Annotated in this window: 15 protein-coding genes and 2 pseudogenes; 5 read left to right on the top strand and 12 right to left on the bottom strand. The window is 44.6% G+C overall.

Going from position 1 to position 17730, the window contains the following annotated elements:
• Nucleotides 1-447: 447 nt before the first annotated feature.
• On the bottom strand, nucleotides 448-1287 hold the full coding sequence (locus AB4351_RS18610; protein WP_017061655.1) for a helix-turn-helix transcriptional regulator: 840 nt from the start codon (nucleotides 1285-1287) through the stop codon (nucleotides 448-450).
• Between the two features lie 379 nt (nucleotides 1288-1666).
• Between AB4351_RS18610 and AB4351_RS18605 the strand changes: the two genes are divergently transcribed.
• From AB4351_RS18605 to AB4351_RS18590, 4 genes are all read left to right on the top strand, one after another.
• A complete protein-coding gene (locus AB4351_RS18605) occupies nucleotides 1667-3571 on the top strand; it encodes a fructose-specific PTS transporter subunit EIIC (protein ID WP_372103450.1) in 1905 nt (634 codons plus the stop codon).
• 94 nt (nucleotides 3572-3665) lie between these two features.
• Nucleotides 3666-4883, top strand: coding sequence for a mannose-6-phosphate isomerase, class I (gene manA / locus AB4351_RS18600; protein WP_102393943.1), 1218 nt, complete (start codon nucleotides 3666-3668; stop codon nucleotides 4881-4883).
• 247 nt (nucleotides 4884-5130) lie between these two features.
• Nucleotides 5131-5571, top strand: a complete 441-nt coding sequence (locus AB4351_RS18595; RefSeq protein ID WP_372052083.1) for a PTS sugar transporter subunit IIA — start codon at nucleotides 5131-5133, stop codon at nucleotides 5569-5571.
• A 13-nt stretch (nucleotides 5572-5584) separates the two neighbouring features.
• On the top strand, nucleotides 5585-7000 hold the full coding sequence (locus tag AB4351_RS18590) for a fructose-specific PTS transporter subunit EIIC (protein WP_372126819.1): 1416 nt from the start codon (nucleotides 5585-5587) through the stop codon (nucleotides 6998-7000).
• 157 nt (nucleotides 7001-7157) lie between these two features.
• Here the strand turns inward: AB4351_RS18590 and AB4351_RS18585 are convergent, their stop codons facing one another.
• The 4 genes and pseudogenes from AB4351_RS18585 to AB4351_RS18570 form a co-directional block, all read right to left on the bottom strand.
• Nucleotides 7158-8663, bottom strand: a complete 1506-nt coding sequence (locus tag AB4351_RS18585; protein WP_372111411.1) for a putative bifunctional diguanylate cyclase/phosphodiesterase — start codon at nucleotides 8661-8663, stop codon at nucleotides 7158-7160.
• Nucleotides 8664-8871: 208 nt separating this feature from the next.
• A pseudogene (locus tag AB4351_RS18580) lies at nucleotides 8872-9095 on the bottom strand (GGDEF domain-containing protein); the annotation flags it as partial.
• Nucleotides 9088-9401: pseudogene (locus AB4351_RS18575) on the bottom strand (LysR family transcriptional regulator); the annotation flags it as partial. The pseudogenes AB4351_RS18580 and AB4351_RS18575, both read right to left, overlap by 8 nt.
• A gap of 170 nt (nucleotides 9402-9571) precedes the next feature.
• The gene (locus AB4351_RS18570; protein WP_372126818.1) at nucleotides 9572-11197 is read right to left on the bottom strand and encodes an ABC transporter substrate-binding protein; all 1626 of its coding nucleotides are present in this window, start codon (nucleotides 11195-11197) and stop codon (nucleotides 9572-9574) included.
• A 143-nt stretch (nucleotides 11198-11340) separates the two neighbouring features.
• Here AB4351_RS18570 and mpaA point away from each other — a divergent pair, with 143 nt between their 5' ends.
• Nucleotides 11341-12048, top strand: coding sequence for a murein tripeptide amidase MpaA (mpaA, locus tag AB4351_RS18565; RefSeq protein WP_372126816.1), 708 nt, complete (start codon nucleotides 11341-11343; stop codon nucleotides 12046-12048).
• 17 nt (nucleotides 12049-12065) lie between these two features.
• Here the strand turns inward: mpaA and folM are convergent, their stop codons facing one another.
• The 7 genes from folM to AB4351_RS18530 form a co-directional block, all read right to left on the bottom strand.
• Entirely contained in the window at nucleotides 12066-12782 is a 717-nt protein-coding gene (gene folM, locus AB4351_RS18560; RefSeq protein ID WP_102393951.1) for a dihydromonapterin reductase, read from the bottom strand.
• A complete protein-coding gene (gene folE, locus AB4351_RS18555) occupies nucleotides 12779-13417 on the bottom strand; it encodes a GTP cyclohydrolase I FolE (protein WP_102393952.1) in 639 nt (212 codons plus the stop codon). The genes folM and folE overlap by 4 nt, the downstream gene beginning before the upstream one ends.
• A 17-nt stretch (nucleotides 13418-13434) precedes the next feature.
• Nucleotides 13435-13806 carry a dihydroneopterin triphosphate 2'-epimerase gene (gene folX / locus AB4351_RS18550; protein WP_102393953.1) on the bottom strand — a complete coding sequence of 124 codons (372 nt, stop codon included), beginning with the start codon at nucleotides 13804-13806 and terminating at the stop codon, nucleotides 13435-13437.
• Nucleotides 13807-13903: 97 nt separating this feature from the next.
• Nucleotides 13904-14401, bottom strand: coding sequence for a 2-amino-4-hydroxy-6-hydroxymethyldihydropteridine diphosphokinase (gene folK / locus AB4351_RS18545; protein ID WP_102393954.1), 498 nt, complete (start codon nucleotides 14399-14401; stop codon nucleotides 13904-13906).
• A 445-nt stretch (nucleotides 14402-14846) separates the two neighbouring features.
• Nucleotides 14847-15482: a glutaredoxin 2 gene (gene grxB / locus AB4351_RS18540; RefSeq protein ID WP_102281763.1), complete on the bottom strand. Its 636-nt coding sequence runs from the start codon at nucleotides 15480-15482 to the stop codon at nucleotides 14847-14849.
• A gap of 27 nt (nucleotides 15483-15509) precedes the next feature.
• Nucleotides 15510-16535: a zinc-binding alcohol dehydrogenase family protein gene (locus AB4351_RS18535; RefSeq protein ID WP_102281765.1), complete on the bottom strand. Its 1026-nt coding sequence runs from the start codon at nucleotides 16533-16535 to the stop codon at nucleotides 15510-15512.
• 144 nt (nucleotides 16536-16679) lie between these two features.
• Nucleotides 16680-17447: a glycine betaine ABC transporter substrate-binding protein gene (locus AB4351_RS18530; protein WP_102281786.1), complete on the bottom strand. Its 768-nt coding sequence runs from the start codon at nucleotides 17445-17447 to the stop codon at nucleotides 16680-16682.
• Between the last annotated feature and the right edge of the window lie 283 nt (nucleotides 17448-17730).

The raw sequence follows: 17730 nt of genomic DNA, 5'->3' as shown, positions 1-17730 counted from the left end.
GACATGAATTACACGTTAGTAAACAAAGAATAAGCCGAAGCGAAGTAAGCATTTAAAATCAATAACTTAAAAACATTTAAATCAGTAAGCCGGACAATAACAACAAGATTTTATCGTCTCGATAAGTGGTTTTTAATTTACTTATCATCCATTAAATGCATCGCGTTAATACATCAACTCTCACACGTTTAATTCAATAAATAGGCAACGAAAAACAATAAGCAACTCGCAAAGCGAAGCCTTAATGTTATTAATTGGGTTTATTTAGTGAAACGGGATAAATAGAGAACGTGCCTAAAGATAGGTTTGGAAATAAGGTATAGAAATAAACAGCAGAGGAAAACACAAAGCAAATTGATCACCACAACACAGAGCTCACTGTGATGATCTAGTCATACAAATTTCGGTCGTATAAGCTCTGGTCAAAAATGGCAATTTGAAGGGATATTAGATTGAACCACGATATTCAGTCGGGGTTCTTCCGGTGCGGTTTTTGAATACTCGGCAGAAGTAATTCACATCCTTGAAGCCACAACGTACCGACACTTCATTGAGCTTGAAATTGTATTTCTTGAGCATGAACTTGGCGCGGTCGATTCGCACACGTGTAATGTATTCAGCCAGCGTCATGTGGCCTTGTTGACGAAACATTCGCGACAAATGGTTGGATGAAATACTAAAGCGCAAAGCGATGCTGTCTCGCGTGATCTGGCGGTGGAAATTCTCTTGGATATAGATACAGATCCCTTGATACACATCCTGTACGCGGCTGTGAGACTTCTCGACAGGCGCATCCAGCATCGTCTTGCTGTATTGAAGCAACGCTTGCAGCAATAATTCATCCATCGGCTGCTTGTTGCTCTCGCGCGCTAACGAGCTGAGCGCCTCCAAAATATTATCAATCGCAAAGCCAGAGCGAGTCTGAATACTATGCTTTTGGATATCGTAGAAGCTCTCTTCCCCTTTGCGCTTGCTCACCAAGCTTAAACCAAGCTGACGACGCCCAAACAACATACTCAGTACCGAACAATCAGTATCCCAGTTCGGCTTGTTCCAACAGTTAGGCGGGATGAAAATCGCATCCCCTGCTTTCGCAACAACATTGGTGATCTTGCGATCATGACTCTCCATTTCATTAATATACTCACCGTCGAGCACCAGCTCTAAACGCGGAAAGTTCACCTGATAACTGAATGCTGAAGGCGTGTGAAAATCTCCCGCAAACCAGATGTTATGAAACGGTTCTCGCTCGTTTAATACCGACGAGATTAGGTCATGAAATATCATTGTTTCGAACTCTTATAAGCAGCAATAAGGCTACGGGAATAGATATACTCCTTAGTGAAACATAGCGCTATTGAGCAAAATCACAATTTGAGATCTAGGTTACAAAAATCCAGTAGTGGAAATAAATCTCCAGTCTAAGGCCAGATTTAGAACACTGTTATCATGATAGAAAAATCAATCTAAGCCCTTATCAATAAAAGCGTTATAACCTCATAAAAGCTGTCAACACTCCCCCAAACAGGCACTCCTAACCGATCAAAATCACACTCCATTTATAAGGCAACAATCATCCAGTAAATGCATTTTTTCTTCACTACAGAAGGCAAGCCGTAGATTCCAGAATACCCCTAACAAAATAAAAACAGAGTAGGGGTTCATTATGATCACGACATTGATCAACCAAAATTTGATTAAGCTTTCGCTTAGCGCTAATTCAAAAGAAGACGTATTTAAAGAGCTGATCGAGGTGCTGTACGCACAAGGTCGAATTTCAGACAAAGCACAGTTCCTTACCGACATTAAAGCTCGTGAAGAACAAGGTAATACCGGATTTGAAGAAGGTATTGCTCTGCCACACGCGAAAAGCGCTGCGGTCATCAAACCCGCGGTTGTTATCGGTGTCCATCAACAGGGTATCGAGTACGGCGCCGATGACGGCCAGCCATCAAAACTGTTCTTCATGATTGCCTCTCCTGATGGCGGCGATAATCACCACATCGAAGTACTGGCAGAGCTTTCTTCAAAATTGATTGAAGAAGGTTTCATTGAAAACTTCATGAATGCTCAATCTGAACAAGCGGCATTAGAGCTACTGCTTACCAAACCTGAACCTGCTGAGACAGAAACCAATGTTGAGAAGCAAGGCTTCATCATTGGTGTGACAGGCTGCCCAGCTGGCGTCGCACACACATATTTAGCAGCCGAAGCACTAGAAAAAGGCGCGGCGGCTCTTGGCTACGACATCAAGGTCGAAACCAACGGTTCTATTGGCGTTAAGAACAGCCCAACTCGAGAAGAGATCGAACGCGCAGATGCGATTGTGGTGGCTTGTGACAAACAGGTCGACATGGCTCGCTTTGCCGGAAAATGCGTTATCAAAACCAACGTAAAAGCGCCAATCAAAGACGCGCAAGGCTTGATTAAGCAAGCACTCAACGCGCCAAGCTACCAAGCAGAACAAGCACCGACCAACCAATCTGTTGCAGAGAAAGCCTCGCAAGCACGTTCAGACCTTTACCGTTACTTGATGAATGGCGTATCTCACATGATCCCATTCGTGGTGACGGGCGGTCTTTTGATTGCCCTAGCACTAGCCATTGGCGGTGAGCCGAGTGAATCTGGCATGGCAATTCCTGCTGGCAGCATGTGGAACCAAATCCTAGAGGTGGGTGTGGTGGCCTTCACCCTGATGATCCCAATCTTGGCTGGCTACATTGCTTACGCGATTGCTGACCGCCCTGCCCTAACCCCTGGCTTAATTGGCGGCTGGATTGCCAACAACGGTTCTTTCTATGGCGCTGACGCAGGTACTGGCTTCATTGGCGCAATCATCGCGGGTTTATTAGTGGGTTACTTCGTTAAATGGATTACTTCGTTTAACTACCACAAATTCGTTCAACCGCTTGTGCCTATCATGATCGCTCCGATCACTGGCTCTTTGTTCATCGCAGGTTTGTTCATTTTTGTTATTGGCGCACCTATCGCTGGGCTGATGGATGCTCTTACTGCACTGCTAACCAGCATGAGTACAGGCAACGTGGTTCTGCTTGGTATTGTCCTTGGTGGCATGGCCGGCTTTGATATGGGCGGCCCGTTCAACAAGGTGGCGTTCCTATTCTCAGTCGGCATGATTGCCAGCGGTCAAACTCAGTTCATGGGTGCAATGGCGTGTGCAATCCCTGTCGCTCCCCTTGGTATGGCTATCGCAACCAGACTTGGCCGTAAGTTCGACCTATTCGAATCTTCTGAGATTGAAGCAGGTAAAGCAGCAGGCGCGATGGGCTTGGTGGGTATCTCTGAAGGTGCGATTCCATTCGCGGCTCAAGATCCAATGTCAGTTATCCCAGCCAACGTGCTTGGCTCAATGACTGCTGCGGTAATGGCGTTCTCGTTTGGTATCACCAACAGTGTTGCTCACGGTGGTCCAGTGGTCGCTCTACTTGGCGCAATGAACTACCCACTGCTAGCACTGTTGTGCATGGCGTCTGGTGCAGGCGTAACTGCGGTTACTTGTATCGCACTTAAAAATCTACGCAAAGCCAAGCTAGCAACAGCAGCGGCTTAAGCCATTTCAACTCCAATGGCTTGAGCCCACTCTAGTCTCGCATTTCATTAAGCCGAGTAGAGCTCAAGCCATGTTTCCCTTCATGGTGATTTCGATGTCTGATTTTTCTTTAGCGAACGATTCGTTCGTCCAACGTTTTTTCTACCCTATGACTAACGTGATTCAGAACTACGCATGGGGTAGCCCTTCTTCGTTCAGCCAACTGTTTGGTACTGATAACCAGTCTGGTGAGCCGCAAGCGGAGATCTGGATGGGTGCTCACCCTAATGGTTGTTCGATGGTCACTGACAATGGTCAGCAAACCACGTTGTCGAACCTTATTTCCAAGAACCTAAACCTGTTTCTAAGTGAGAAAGTCGCAAGTCGTTTTGGTGAACTTCCGTATCTGTTTAAGGTATTAGCGGCTGAGAAAGCGCTCTCTGTTCAAGTTCACCCGAACAAGCAGCAAGCCGAATCTGGCTATGCTCTTGAAGAGCAGCAAGGCATTCCGATGACGGCTGGCAACCGCAACTACAAGGATCCCAACCACAAGCCGGAGCTGGTGTATGCATTAACCGACTACACCGCGATGAATGGCTTTAGGTCGATCAACGAGATCCTTGAACACTTCCATTATCTCGACATTGCAGAGCTTCATTCGATGGTTAACGATCTCGCGGGCGACCAAACGCCCAATGGATTAGCCAGCTTCTTCGCGAGCTTATTGTCTTTGCAAGGTGAACAAAAAGGCATGGCGCTGACCATGTTGCTGATGAAGGCCAAGCTTTCTGATGCACCCGTGTTCCAGTTGATTTCAGAATTAGAACAGCAGTATCCAGGGGATGTCGGCCTGTTTGCTCCGCTGCTATTGAACGTGCTCACCTTAAAGCCCGGACAAGCCATGTATCTGGATGCCGAGACACCTCACGCTTACATTAAAGGTACGGGCTTAGAAGTGATGGCGAATTCAGACAATGTACTCCGCGCAGGGTTGACGCCTAAGTACATGGATATCAATGAATTAGTCTCTTGTACTCAATTCAATGAAAAGCCTGCGGATAGATTACTGCTCAGCCCGATTGAGCAAGGTGATGTGATGGAATATCAAATTCCAGTCGAAGATTTTAAGTTCTCTATCGTGCAAAACTCACATCAGAGGAAGATCACTACCGAAGGTGCCGAGATCCTACTGCCACTCGATGAATCCATGGTGCTAACCCATCAATGTGGTGAAACCTGCGTAATAGAGAAAGGCCAATCGGTGTTCATTCCCGCTTACGCTGAGAGTTACAAACTCGATTGCGTTGGACGCGTGGCGCGTGCTTACAGCTAGCTCTCCCGAGTAGATACAAACACTGATCATGCCCTGCTTTGCGGGGCATTTTTCTTCCTACAGAAAGTTATTTCAACACCGAAGTACACCATCAAATATGACTCATCTCACACTGGATGAATGATGCAAATCACACTTAATTTTGCTTGGTACAAATGTACAGTGAAGGGCTTTTATTTGCTATTTCGCGAATCGGGTTAATCCATTAATTTTAATTCAAGAACTTCAATAGTGAATGAGTTAATAAATGATCACACAGCTAACTAACGTCAACTTAATTAATAACAACCTTCAAGCGAATAATAAAAAAGAACTGTTTGAAGAATTGGCAAGCATGTTATTTGAGAACAACCGAATCAGTAATAAAGAAGCCTTCTTGGCAGACATCGAAATTCGTGAATCTCAAAGCATTACCTCGATGGACGGCATCGCTTACCCACACTCAAAAAGCAAGGCAGTAACAGAGCCAGCGATTGCTGTCGGTGTTAAGCGTCAAGGTATCGAGTATGGCGATGAAGACGGCATCAATCCAACCGTGTTTTTTATGATTGCCTCACCAGATAACGGTGCAGACCATCATATTTATGTACTACAAGAACTATTTGGAAAATTCAGCGATGAATTTATTCAAGATATCCATAACGCAAAAAACGAACATCAAATCCTTAATATTTTAATTAATTCATAAGGCGTAGAAAATTATGAGCACCCTAACAACTCAAGCTACGAATACCAATAATAAAAACAGTAGTAGCGACTTTAAAAAAATCCTTAGTACCATGAAAGGCCACCTGCTTTTCGGAACCTCACACATGCTACCTTTCATCGTAGCCGGTGGTGTTCTGTTGGCGTTAGCGGTCATGGCATCAGGCAAAGGTGCGGTTCCAGCAGACGGCTTGTTGGCAGACATCTCTAATATCGGTATCAAAGGCCTTGTTCTTTTCCCAATCATTCTTGGCGGCTTTATTGGTTACTCAATTGCAGATAAACCAGCACTGGCACCTGCGATGATTTCTTCAGGCATCATGGCTGACATGGGCGGCGGCTTCCTTGGTTGTATCGTGGCAGGCTTTATCGCTGGTGGCGTGGTGTTCCAACTTAAGAAGATCCCACTTTCTACCAACATGACCGCGCTAGGTGCTTACTTCATCTACCCGCTTCTAGGCACGTTAATCTCTGCAGGTATCGTACTGTGGGGCATCGGTGAGCCAATCAAACTGTTCATGTATTCAATGAACGAGTTCCTAGCTTCAATGGCTGGCGCATCTAAGATGGTTCTGGGCACAATCCTTGGTGGTATGACGGCGTTTGATATGGGCGGCCCTATCAACAAAGTAGCGACCCTATTTGCTCAAACTCAAGTAGACACACAACCGTGGCTAATGGGCGGCGTAGGCATCGCGATTTGTACACCACCTCTAGGCATGGCATTGGCAACGTTCCTATTCAAAAACAAGTTCTCTAAACAAGAGCAAGAAGCAGGTAAAGCTGCAGCAATCATGGGTTCTATCGGTATCTCTGAAGGCGCTATCCCGTTCGCAGCGAATGACCCAATGCGCGTACTTCCTTCAATCGTTGCCGGTGGTATCGTGGGTTGTGTGTTTGGCTTCATGACAGACGTTCTACTTCACGCACCTTGGGGCGGCTTAATCACTGCACCTGTATCAAGCAACATTCCAATGTACGTAGTAGGTATTGCACTTGGCTCGCTAACCACAGCGGTTATCGTTGGCTTCTGGAAACCAGTCGCAGTAGAAACAGAAGATGACATGGTTGAAGCAGCGCCAGTTCAAGCTCAAACAGCACCTGTAGCAGGCGAAGGCGAGTACGACATCGTCGCAGTAACATGTTGCCCTTCTGGTGTTGCACACACCTTCATGGCAGCGAAAGCACTAGAGAAAGCAGGCTTAGCCGCAGGCCTTAAGATTAAGGTAGAAACTCAAGGTCAAAACGGTATTCAGAACCGCATCAGCGACCTAGATGTAGCGAACTCAAGACTGGTTATCTTAGCTCACGATATTCAAGTGAAAGACGCTCACCGCTTTGCTAATGCGAACGTGATTGAGTGTTCAACCAAGGAAGCTATGAAGAAAGCCGCGACTATGGTGGCTATCTAAAACCTGAAACAAGTTAGAAGATAAAATTACTACCCCCTAGTAACTAAAATCCCCATTCGGCTAGTCAACGAATGGGGATTTCTTATAGTTGGGCCAACAGCATCCTTCTCGATACAAGTCATCTGTATCTCTGTCGCCTAGATGAAAAAGTATTAAGTTATGTTGTTGAACATAGTTCTATTTCAGAGGTGAGACTTTCTTTCAACTGTTTATATGGCATCGGGTAGCCCAGATAATAACCTTGGGCTTGTTCGCAATTTAACGTTTTCAAAATTGACAGTTGTTGAGCATTTTCAACCCCTTCAGCCACTACACTAATGCCAAACCCTCGCGCTATATCAATAATACCAGACGTTATGGCTCTAGAACGATAATCATCTTCCAACCCATTGATGTAACTACGATCGACTTTGATTTCATCTACATCCAATTTGCTAAATATACCAAAAGACGTGTAGCCAACACCAAAATCATCTATCGAAAAGGACACCCCTTGTTTTTTTAACTTCTGAACAGCGATCGCACACTGATCTATATCTTTCAAAATAGCGGTTTCAGTGATTTCAAGACAAAGTAAGCGAGCAAACTCGGGATCCTTTCGTAGATATTCGTCCAGATGGTTCATGTCATCAACGCTATTTAGCTCTACCGCTGAAATATTGACCGAGACACTATTAAGCTCATTCCCTAGCAAGCCATTAGCCCTAAGTTGTGACGCAGTCTTCTCTAGAACTAACGTAGTCAAATCACGACAAAAATGATTCTCTTCTGCTAGCGCGACAAAGATATCCGGTGAAACGACACCATAGCGCTCATGCGTCCAACGAGACAACACCTCCACACCTGCGACGAGTCTACTTTCAATGTTGAATTTAGGCTGAAACACAATATCAATCGCTTTGTCATCAATCGCTTTACGTAATTCTTGCACCATTTCTTGACGTTGACGTTCAAGCTCAGTGAGTTTTGGGTCATGAAATTCAATCGTGTCCTTGCTTTTCTTTGCTTCAGTTAAGGCGTGGGTAGCAGATGCCATGAGTTGCTTGGCATTATTCCCATCCGAGGGGAATAGAGCAGCGCCAATACAGCAAGTGGCATTAATATTATAACGATAAGCACACTGGTTAAATCTACGATGTACGAGGGCAATGTAGGATTCAATATGTTCCGTATGGTTGAGTTTAACCAAGCACGCGAAACCATCTGAATGCACTCGTGATGAAAGCGGTTGATGCTCTATAGGAAGTTCAATAGATCGTGCAATGTCTTTTAAAAATGAATTTGTATTTTCGAATCCGATCTGGTCAGCGACAGATTTGAAGTTATCAATGTCTAATAAGAAGAGGACATAATGGTCAATGGCTTGAGAATTTTTCAGTCTTTTATTTAAATATCGATAAAAAACTGATGGGCTATGAAGCCCGGTGACACTATCAAGATCGTTGGCGCTCTCTAAATCGCGATTATTTTTCCGAACCATTACCCATAACAGAGCAGACGTTAGAATGATAAATACCAGACCTTTGACTGTCTGTGCTAAGGCATGTTCACGCAAGTCATTTGATAATGATTCAACCGCGAGATCAGAAAATAAAACCCATAAAGATGAAAGTATTAGGTAGCTGAATACTATGCTGGCCGGATATCTTTTTGTCTTGTTCATCGTTAGCTGCTATCTCTCAGTCTAATGTGTCATGACTTATATGTTATAAATTGCTCATAACGTAGCACCAACATAAATCGCAATCTACCGCTCGCGTTTTTATTTTTGACTTTTATTTACCGATTTTCGTCATCACTTTGCACGACGAAAGCCTTTTAGGGCTAAACATGCCAAAAATAATTTGTGTGGATGTTGGCTCTTAGTCAAACTAAGAGCTGCCGATCGCTTTTGTTGATGCCGGGTATGACTCTTCAATCACAATTGTATTTCGTCCTTTTAGCTTTGCTTGATAAAGCGCGCGATCGCACAGTCTTTCCACTTTTCATTTTCTGATAGCAAGCTAATACCAAAACTAGACTTAATTGTTAGAGTTGGCTATTGCTCAAGTTTGATCTTCTGAATTGCTGAGCGTAATTTCTCTGAAAGGGCTGCACACCAGTTGCCAATGTTCTTGAAACAATCGCTCGCAATGAGTGTCTTCGCTTTCGACCTTGCCGTTGGTCAGCTCGATATCGACATTCTGACAAGGGTTAGTTGATGGCCAGTCCACCAGCTGAATATTAAGCCTGATAAAAGAGTATTTTTTATAAAAGGATGGCAGGCGAGGAAGGTTTCTAAACTTTTGAGCTGTTGGCTAACCGCCGCTTGCGTGACACAAAGCTCTCGGGCAGCCGCGCCAATGGAACCAAGACGAGCAACAGCTTCGAACGCAACAAGGGCACGTAGAGGGGGTAACATGGCTTCACCTGATTGAAATAAAAGTGAAAAATACTTCAATCAGGTTTCAGTTTTTTGCGCTTACCGTTACAGATTAATGACGAAGGGACGTTGATCAGATATTTATGATCAACGTCCCTTTTCTTTATTTCATGTTCTTAGCGGTGTGTCGCCGCGTGAATCAAACGCAATTACTCTGTGATATAAAGATCCTTAGAGTAGATACGCCCTTCAACGTTGTTCTTCGCAAAACCACCAACACTTGGACGCACTAGGCGAGCCTGCATGTAGTAGTAAATTGGCGCGATCGGCATGTCTTCTGCCAGTAACTGCTCTGCCTGGTCATAGAAACCTTGGCGATCTTGTTCACTGGTTGCGGCCAATGCGCTGTCCATCGCGGCATCGTACTTGTCATTGCTGTAGCGAGCAAAGTTACCCGAAGAACCAGAGCGCAATAGGCTCAAGAAGGTTGATGCTTCGTTGTAATCACCACACCAAGAGGCGCGCATTACATCAAAATCACCTTGGCGACGTGACACCAAGTAAGACTTCCACTCTTGGTTTTCAAGCTCGACTTGAGCACCCAAATTACCTTTCAGCATTGATGCAATCGCCACTGCAATCGACTTGTTCGATTCACTGGTGTTGTAAAGCAGTTTGAAGTCCAACGGATTAGACGCATCGTAGCCCGCTTCTTTCAGTAGCTCTTTGGCCTTTTGATCACGTTCCTTTTGAGTCCATGTGCTGTATTCAGGTTGTGTCGCATCAAAACCAGCTGTGTACTCATGTGCAAAGGTATAAGCCGGTAAGTTGCCCACCTGAGTCACACCATTGGTGATAACGTCACGCATCATAGAATAAGAGACAGCTTTACGTACTCGCGCATCATCAAAAGGTGGTCGCGTAGTATTGAATGCGTAGTAGTAAGTACACAGCAGAGGCACTGTGGTAAACGCATCTTGATATTTGCTTTTAAGCTGCTGTGCCATGTGTGTAGGCACATCCGAAGTAATATCGACCTCGCCCACCGCATAACGGTTAATCGAGGCATTCTGATTCTCAAACGGAATATAAGTTACTTCGGTTAAGTGGGTATCTGAACTGTCCCAGTACGTCGGGTTCTTCTTAAGCTCAATGCGCTCGTTCACCACCCACTCGTCTAGTACGAATGCACCATTACCAACAAATTGTTTAGGATCGCTCCACGGCTTGTCACTACTTTCTAGGGTTGCTTTGTGCACTGGCATCATGGATGTGTGGCCTGTCATCGCCACAAAGTAAGGCACTTTACTATCGAGTTCGAATTTCACCGTATGTTTATCGACTGCAGAGATACCTAACTCTTCAACGGGCTTTTTGCCTTCGGCTACGTCAGCAATATTGTTGATTTGAGTAAGCTTGAGATACCAAACATTCGGCGATGCCGTTTTAGGGTCTACCGCGCGTCTTATCGCATACACGAAATCATCGGCCGTCACCGGATCGCCATTCGACCATTGCGCATCTTTACGAAGGTGGAATACAAAGGTCTGGTTGTCTTCGGTTTCCCAAGACTGCGCAACACCCGGGGTGATATTGCCATCACGATCTTGAATCACTAAACCTTCAAACAAATCACGTAGGATGTGCATTTCTGGCAGGCCTTCAGCTTTCGCAGGATCTAGTGTCGCCGCTTCTGCATCATTCGCGCGCACTAAGTGCTGTTCTTTCGCCAGAGAAGTTCCCGCAGGCAATGTGTCAGCAACGGCAGTTACTGAGATAAAAGGGGTCAATAGAGATGAAATGAGTAACGCCGTTGAATGTTTCTTAAAATCCATATGTTTTTGCTCTCCTAGCCTATCTTTGAAGCAAGTAATAAAATTAACAATGCGACTGTTGACGAGTTTTAATACTTTCGTTTATCTAAATAGTTTTTGTAATCGTTAATACTTGATAGTACTTGATCAATCAGGAGATAAAGGTGAGTTTAATTCCAAGAACGGAAAGAGCTGCATTTTCAATAAAGCCGCTACCATATGGAAAGTCGGTATTGGGCGCACCCTTGCTCTATTTCCCCGCGCAAGTAGAAAGCGAATATCGAGGTCTAATCATAGCTGGCACACACGGCGATGAAACCGCTTCTATCGCAGGTTTGTCTTGTGCGCTAAGAAGCCTGCCAGCCGCCAACTTACGACACGATGTGATCTTGTCGATGAACCCTGACGGCAACCAACTAGGCACCCGCGCCAACGCTAACCAAGTCGATTTGAACCGCGCATTCCCGACGCAAAACTGGACAGAAGACGGCACCGTCTATCGCTGGAGCTCTCACACCCCAGTCAGAGATGTAAAAGTGAAAACAGGACAAGCCGATCAGCTTGAACCGGAAGTACAATCGCTCATCAACCTCATTGAACAGCGCAAACCCAAGTTCGTCATCTCTTTCCACGAACCACTCGCCATGGTCGATGACCCAACCCAATCGGAACTTGCCACTTGGCTAGGCAAACAGTTCAACCTACCACTTGTTGAAGACGTCGATTACGAAACCCCAGGCTCATTCGGGACATGGTGCCAAGAAAGAAACCTGCCATGCATTACTGTAGAGCTACCGCCCGTATCTGCTGACCTGACTATCGAACAGTATTTGGATGCATTTGTGGCTGTGTTGCAGCACAAGGAAGGTTAGCCCACAACACATGAACTTCACTTCAAATGCCTACCGCCATCAAGGTGTAAAGTCCTTCCTGTCATATAGTGGCTAGCCAAAACAAACTTGATGCCATCTATCACTTCTTCAAAGCCTGCCTCTGTAGGAATCAGTGCTTTTTTCAGAGCTTTGATTTTGTAGGCCTCGTCGTCATGTTCATTGAATTTGATCATGGCTGGAGAGACAGTATTGACTTTCACCTTGGGAGCCAACATCGCCGAGAACGACAGCGTCAGGTTGTTGAGCGCAGCTTTACTGGCCGCGTAAGCGATGTGTTTTTTACTGCCTTTTTCCGCAACGTAATCACTGATGTGGATGATGTCCGACGTTTTATCGCCAGACATTAATTGGTCTTTGAGCGTTAAATTAACCAGATAAGGCACGGTAGCGTGAACCGTCATCATCTGGTTCATAATTTGTAATGCGTTTTCACTGGGATTTTCTTTGTTCTCCGGCTGCCAGTCGGAAGCGTTATGGATGATGGCTCGGAGCGCCTTGTATTCTTGACCAACATAATGCAGAAAACCCTCTAGGCTGCTTTGTTGATAAAAATCTACCTGTTGCAAGTCGGCTCCACTGTCGCGCAGTAATTGCAGCTGTGGATAGTCACTTCGGTAAGTGCCAACTACTTTGTATCCGTCAGATAAAAGTTGCTGCGCCAGAGCGAATCCTAAACGCTTTCCCACACCGGTTATTAGAATCGTCTCACTCATCGTAAAAACTCAGCTCTAGTTTGAGGGTTAGTTTTGAAACTGCCACCAAGCGCGGTTGTGGTGGTTTCAGAGTTTGCATCCATAACGCCTCTCGATTTAACGCAGTAGTGAGTTGCTTTAATCGTCACAGCCACATTTTCTGTTTCAACCAGAGCCTGTATTGCGACCAGGATTTGCTGGGTAAGGCGTTCTTGAACCTGCGGACGCTGAGCAAAGAATCGAACAATACGGTTTATTTTAGATAGCCCGAGAATCTTGGATTCAGGGATATAAGCCACTTGTGCTAAACCATCAATGGTAATGAAGTGATGCTCGCACGTAGAAGTTAAATTGATGTCTGATACCTTGACCATTTCATCAACCGACATTTTGTTGTCGATAACACTGATTTTTGGGAAGTTGTTGTAGTCGAGCCCTGAAAATATCTCGTGAACGTACATCTTTGCAATGCGATGAGGTGTTTCAGCGAGACTGTCATCGGTTAAATCCAGTCCAAGCGTACTGACGACTTCCGTCAAAAGTCCTTTGATGCGGTTGTACTTCTGGTCGGGGTTCATTTCGCTCGATGTCATCGGGGTTTCTAGTCCCTTTTCGAGCAAAGCTTCTCTTACTTTTTCGGCTTCTGTATTCAGCATGACTCTCTCCTTATGAGTTAATCTTCAAGTTCTGCTTCATAGCTCAGGGTGAGCGAGACGGAATCGGCGAAACGTAGCGCATGAGGCTTGTCAATTCTCACTTGAGCGTATCGGACCCATGAATGGTCGATACAAATACCGAGTACGTCGCTGGTTAACTTTTCTAAAAGCAGAAACCGTCCAGATTCAGCATGTTCAATAATTTTTTTGCAGATATTTTTGTAGTTAAGTGCGTTCTCCACATCATCAGAGAGGCAAAGGTTGTTTGCGGGGTAATGGATCTCCGCATTTATAACAATGTCTTGTTGCTTGGTTTTCTCTTCTTCGTTGAAGCCGATGAAGGTTCTTAATCTGAGATTTGTGATGGTGATAATCGCATTGTGATTCATAACAGTTTCCGATCCTTAGAAGGTAGAGTGAGTTACGTGCCTGTTAGAAGAAAAGATCAATAAAGCTCAAGCGTTCTGTTCAAAGCCGCTGTAGGGATTAAGTGAAGCTGACCTTGAAAGGTATAAGTTCAGTTTTCTGACTCAGCTGATCGAAGTTGTTCCAGAGGTGCAGAAAAGAGATATCTAGCGTGGGATGACGTTCTTGCGCGGCAACATCAACTAACGGTCGAAGCACAAAAGCGTACTCGGTGATTTCACCTCGAGGCAGCTCTACCCCATCGATAGTGCCCACTTCGTTACCGTAAAGAAGGATATCGATATCCATAGTGCGCGAAGCATATTCTTTAGTCTCACGCTTGCGATCATTCTCTAATTCGATTTGATGCAGAACCTTGGCCAGTTCAGCGATAGAAAGGTCACATTCAAACCCAACGACTAGGTTTAGGAAGTTGTCTCCTTCAAAACCAACAGGCTCACAATCGTAGAAATTAGAAATGTGCAGAGGTGCAAAGCGGCTATTCAATGCTTTGAGAGATTCTGTGACGTGATGTTCGCGGTTAATGTTGCTTCCGATGCTGACATAGACGGTGGACATATTGTTTTCTCCCTTTTAACGAACCTCTTACGTTGTAAGTCGCTAGGAAGATCAGCTATGCATCCGTTTGATGGGGGAAGGGTAAAGGAAAATATCCCGAAACTAATATAGAGATCGGTTCTAAGTTGGAAAGGGGGACTTTCGAACTAGGAAGTACCACCGGTAAAAATTCAACCGGTAAAAATTCAGCTTATGAAGGTTCTGGACATTTTCGTGTTTGGGATTTTGCTAAATTAGAAATAAATGAATAACTACAGGTATGGAAAATCACGTCGTAAAGATTTCCAACCTGCCTTGAGGTTACTTCTAGGGGAAGAGGAATAGTAATGAGTAAAAAGAAATCACAGGTTTTACTGTTTTTAAGTTTGACTGGTTATATTAATAAAAAAAACGAGCTACCATCTTGATAACTCGGGCCTAATTAATACGCTTTCGTCCAACCAGTCTAGACAGTTAGTATACTAGCACCTAGCTCATTACTGTTTGTTTCCAGCCATAACTTAAGCTCTTGCGGCCAAGTAACGGTGGGCTCAACAAAGAAGCCGCGCAGTAGCGAGAAGTAGATAGCCTGATCAACCAGAGGCAGTGGTGATTTACCCGCATTCGGTTGGATCAACGCTTCAGCGTTAAGCAACTGTGCGTTTACATCTGCAACAATTTGCTCTGTGCTTTCTAACAGGCGAACAAAGTTCAGCTCTTCTGTCTCTTTCTTCGCTTGCCATGCAGTAACACTTGCTTCAGTCGCGAACTCTTTTAGATTCAGTTTCGTCCAGCGAGGGTAGCCAATTCTTTGAATCAAAGGGAATGCCTCACGCTGAAATGCCAACGTCTCTTCTGATGGTGCGGCTACCGCATCAATACCAGCTTGCTCGATAAAGTAAGCAATGATATCCATGCTTTCCGCCATCACGTTGCCATCCGTTTTCTCCAAAACTGGCACCATTTTTTGACCGATTAAATCAATCAGAGTTTGCGCATCAGCGTAATCCACAACTTGGTATTCAACGTTAAGCTTCAGTGCATTAGCAACATAAACAACACGGGCACAAAATGGACAATGCTCGTAGATATACAGTTTCATCAAAAATCCCGTTTTTATAAGTCTGAGTTAGTATTTAATTGCAGTTTTGCCAATTGACGCGCTGCTTTCGATACGTTGGTGTGCGTCTTTTAACGTCTCAACACCAAAGCCATTTAATGTTGTAGTGAGTGTTGATTTAATGCGGCCAGCATCAATCAAGTTTGCCGCTTGGAACAGGATATCTTGCTGCTTCTGGATATCGTCAGTGTTAAACAGCGAGCGAGTAAACATCAGCTCCCAGATAAAGCCAGCTGATTTGCCTTGTAGTTTTGATAGGTCAACACCACCATCAAATTCTACAATTGAACTGATCATGCCTTGCGGAGCAATCAACTCGACCATTGCATCCCAGTGACCTTTGGTATCTGCAACGTTGAAGATGTAGTCCACATGTTGAATGCCTTGCTCACGTACCGACTCCACTAGATTGCGGTGATTCACAATATGGTCAGCGCCCATATCTCTTACCCACTGCTCAGTCTCTGGTCTTGAAGCGGTCGCAATCACTGTTAAGTTAGTGAGCTGCTTCGCCAATTGAATCGTAATCGAGCCGACACCGCCTGCGCCACCAATAATCAGGATAGATTTCTTCTCTTCTGGACGAACGCGTAGGCGATCAAACAAGGCTTCCCAACCTGTCAATGTAGCGAGAGGCATAACGGCTGCTGATTCGTCAGAAAGGCTTTTTGGGGCGTGAGCTGTAATTCGGTAATCGACCGCTTGGTACTCAGCATTCGCACCCATACGTGTCACATCACCTGCGTAATAAACACGGTCACCAATTTCGAAGCCTGAAACATTGCCACCTTTAGCAACCACTTCACCCACCGCGTCATAGCCCAATACTTTTGGCTGCTCTAGGGTTTTATCTTGTGCGTTGCGGATACGTATTTTTGCATCTGCTGGGTTAATCGAGGTCGCACTCACTTTTACCAGCAGGTCATTGTCTTTTAGCTCTGGCAGGCTTGTTTCAAACTCGAATAAGCTGTCTTGCTCTGTAATTGCTAGTGATTGAGTAAAACCAATTGCTTTCATTGTTGTTGGTGCTGGCATGTTGTTTCTCCTTTGATTGGACACCTTCATCATAGAGATTTTTTACCCTAGATAAACCGCCTAATCTTTTAATTACATTCAATATATTTTTGATAATCACACTGCTCGACCGGGTAGTGTTGAGATACTTACCTGTTAACCTAGTTAGATAACACCTTGTGCAGCTAACCATTCATACGTCACTTCATCTTGCGGTTTACCCTCTCGGCACACTTTATAATCAAGCTCGGCAATAATATCGTTGGAGAAACGTAATGAATCTAAGGTTTTAAGCTGTTCATCAGTAAATAGATTTTTCTTATCATCTCTCAGTAACAGTACAGCTCGGTCTACAATTCCAAGCAGCCCTTTCGGCTCTATAAGCTCGCGAATATCATAACGATAGTGAAGAAATTGCGGTTTCCATAGCGGCACAATGACCCACTCTTTATTTGCGACGGCATCTTCAAAAGCACTAAAACAGTCATCTTCACTGCCTGTAAAAAACTCATAGCCTGCTTTACTTAAACCGTACTCTTCCATCATCTGGATAGAGAAGCGAGTGATTCCAGCTCCTGGATTAATACCTTGAATTTTAGGTCTCATTTGCTCGACGACTTCAGGCTTCAATAAATCCGCCACTTCAGCGACCATCTCTTCAGGTACGTAATCCGGCACACCCCACAGTGCGTAAGGTTCGTAATGAAGTCCAAGCTCGATTAATGGCTCAACTTTTTCAACGTCCGACTTATAGATACCATGGCTCGATGGTAACCAAGCAGAAGAGAGCATATCGATTTCACCAGCTTTCAGTTTTTCAAAATTTTCCTGATGAGGGGAAAAGATTCGCTCAACTTCGAAGCCCATGGTCTTCAATACATTGCTAACCAATGAAGCTGTCGTGCGATGGAATGATAAATCTGTTACACCCATTGTGATTTTTTTATTCATTGTTCTTTCGCTCTTATCGTTGCTGATAGATTGATAATACAAGGCTCTAGAGTAATCAAAAACAGCCTAATTTTTGAATAATTATCAAAAATAAATTGATAGATGCCGATTTACACTTAATAAAAAAGCGTATGCATTGATGAAATACATACGCTTGATATTTACGTATCTATCTACTGTCGCCTTAATCTAATTTGATTCGCAAGACATGATATGGCTTTCTAGAACCTTCTTCACCTTCGTTAAAAGCAGGGTGGAAGTGAAG

Source organism: Vibrio sp. 10N.261.51.F11, from assembly GCF_041471665.1.
Lineage (GTDB): Bacteria > Pseudomonadota > Gammaproteobacteria > Enterobacterales > Vibrionaceae > Vibrio > Vibrio crassostreae_C.
Note: the sequence above shows the minus strand (reverse complement) of the source record. Positions and strands in the feature narration are given on the sequence as shown.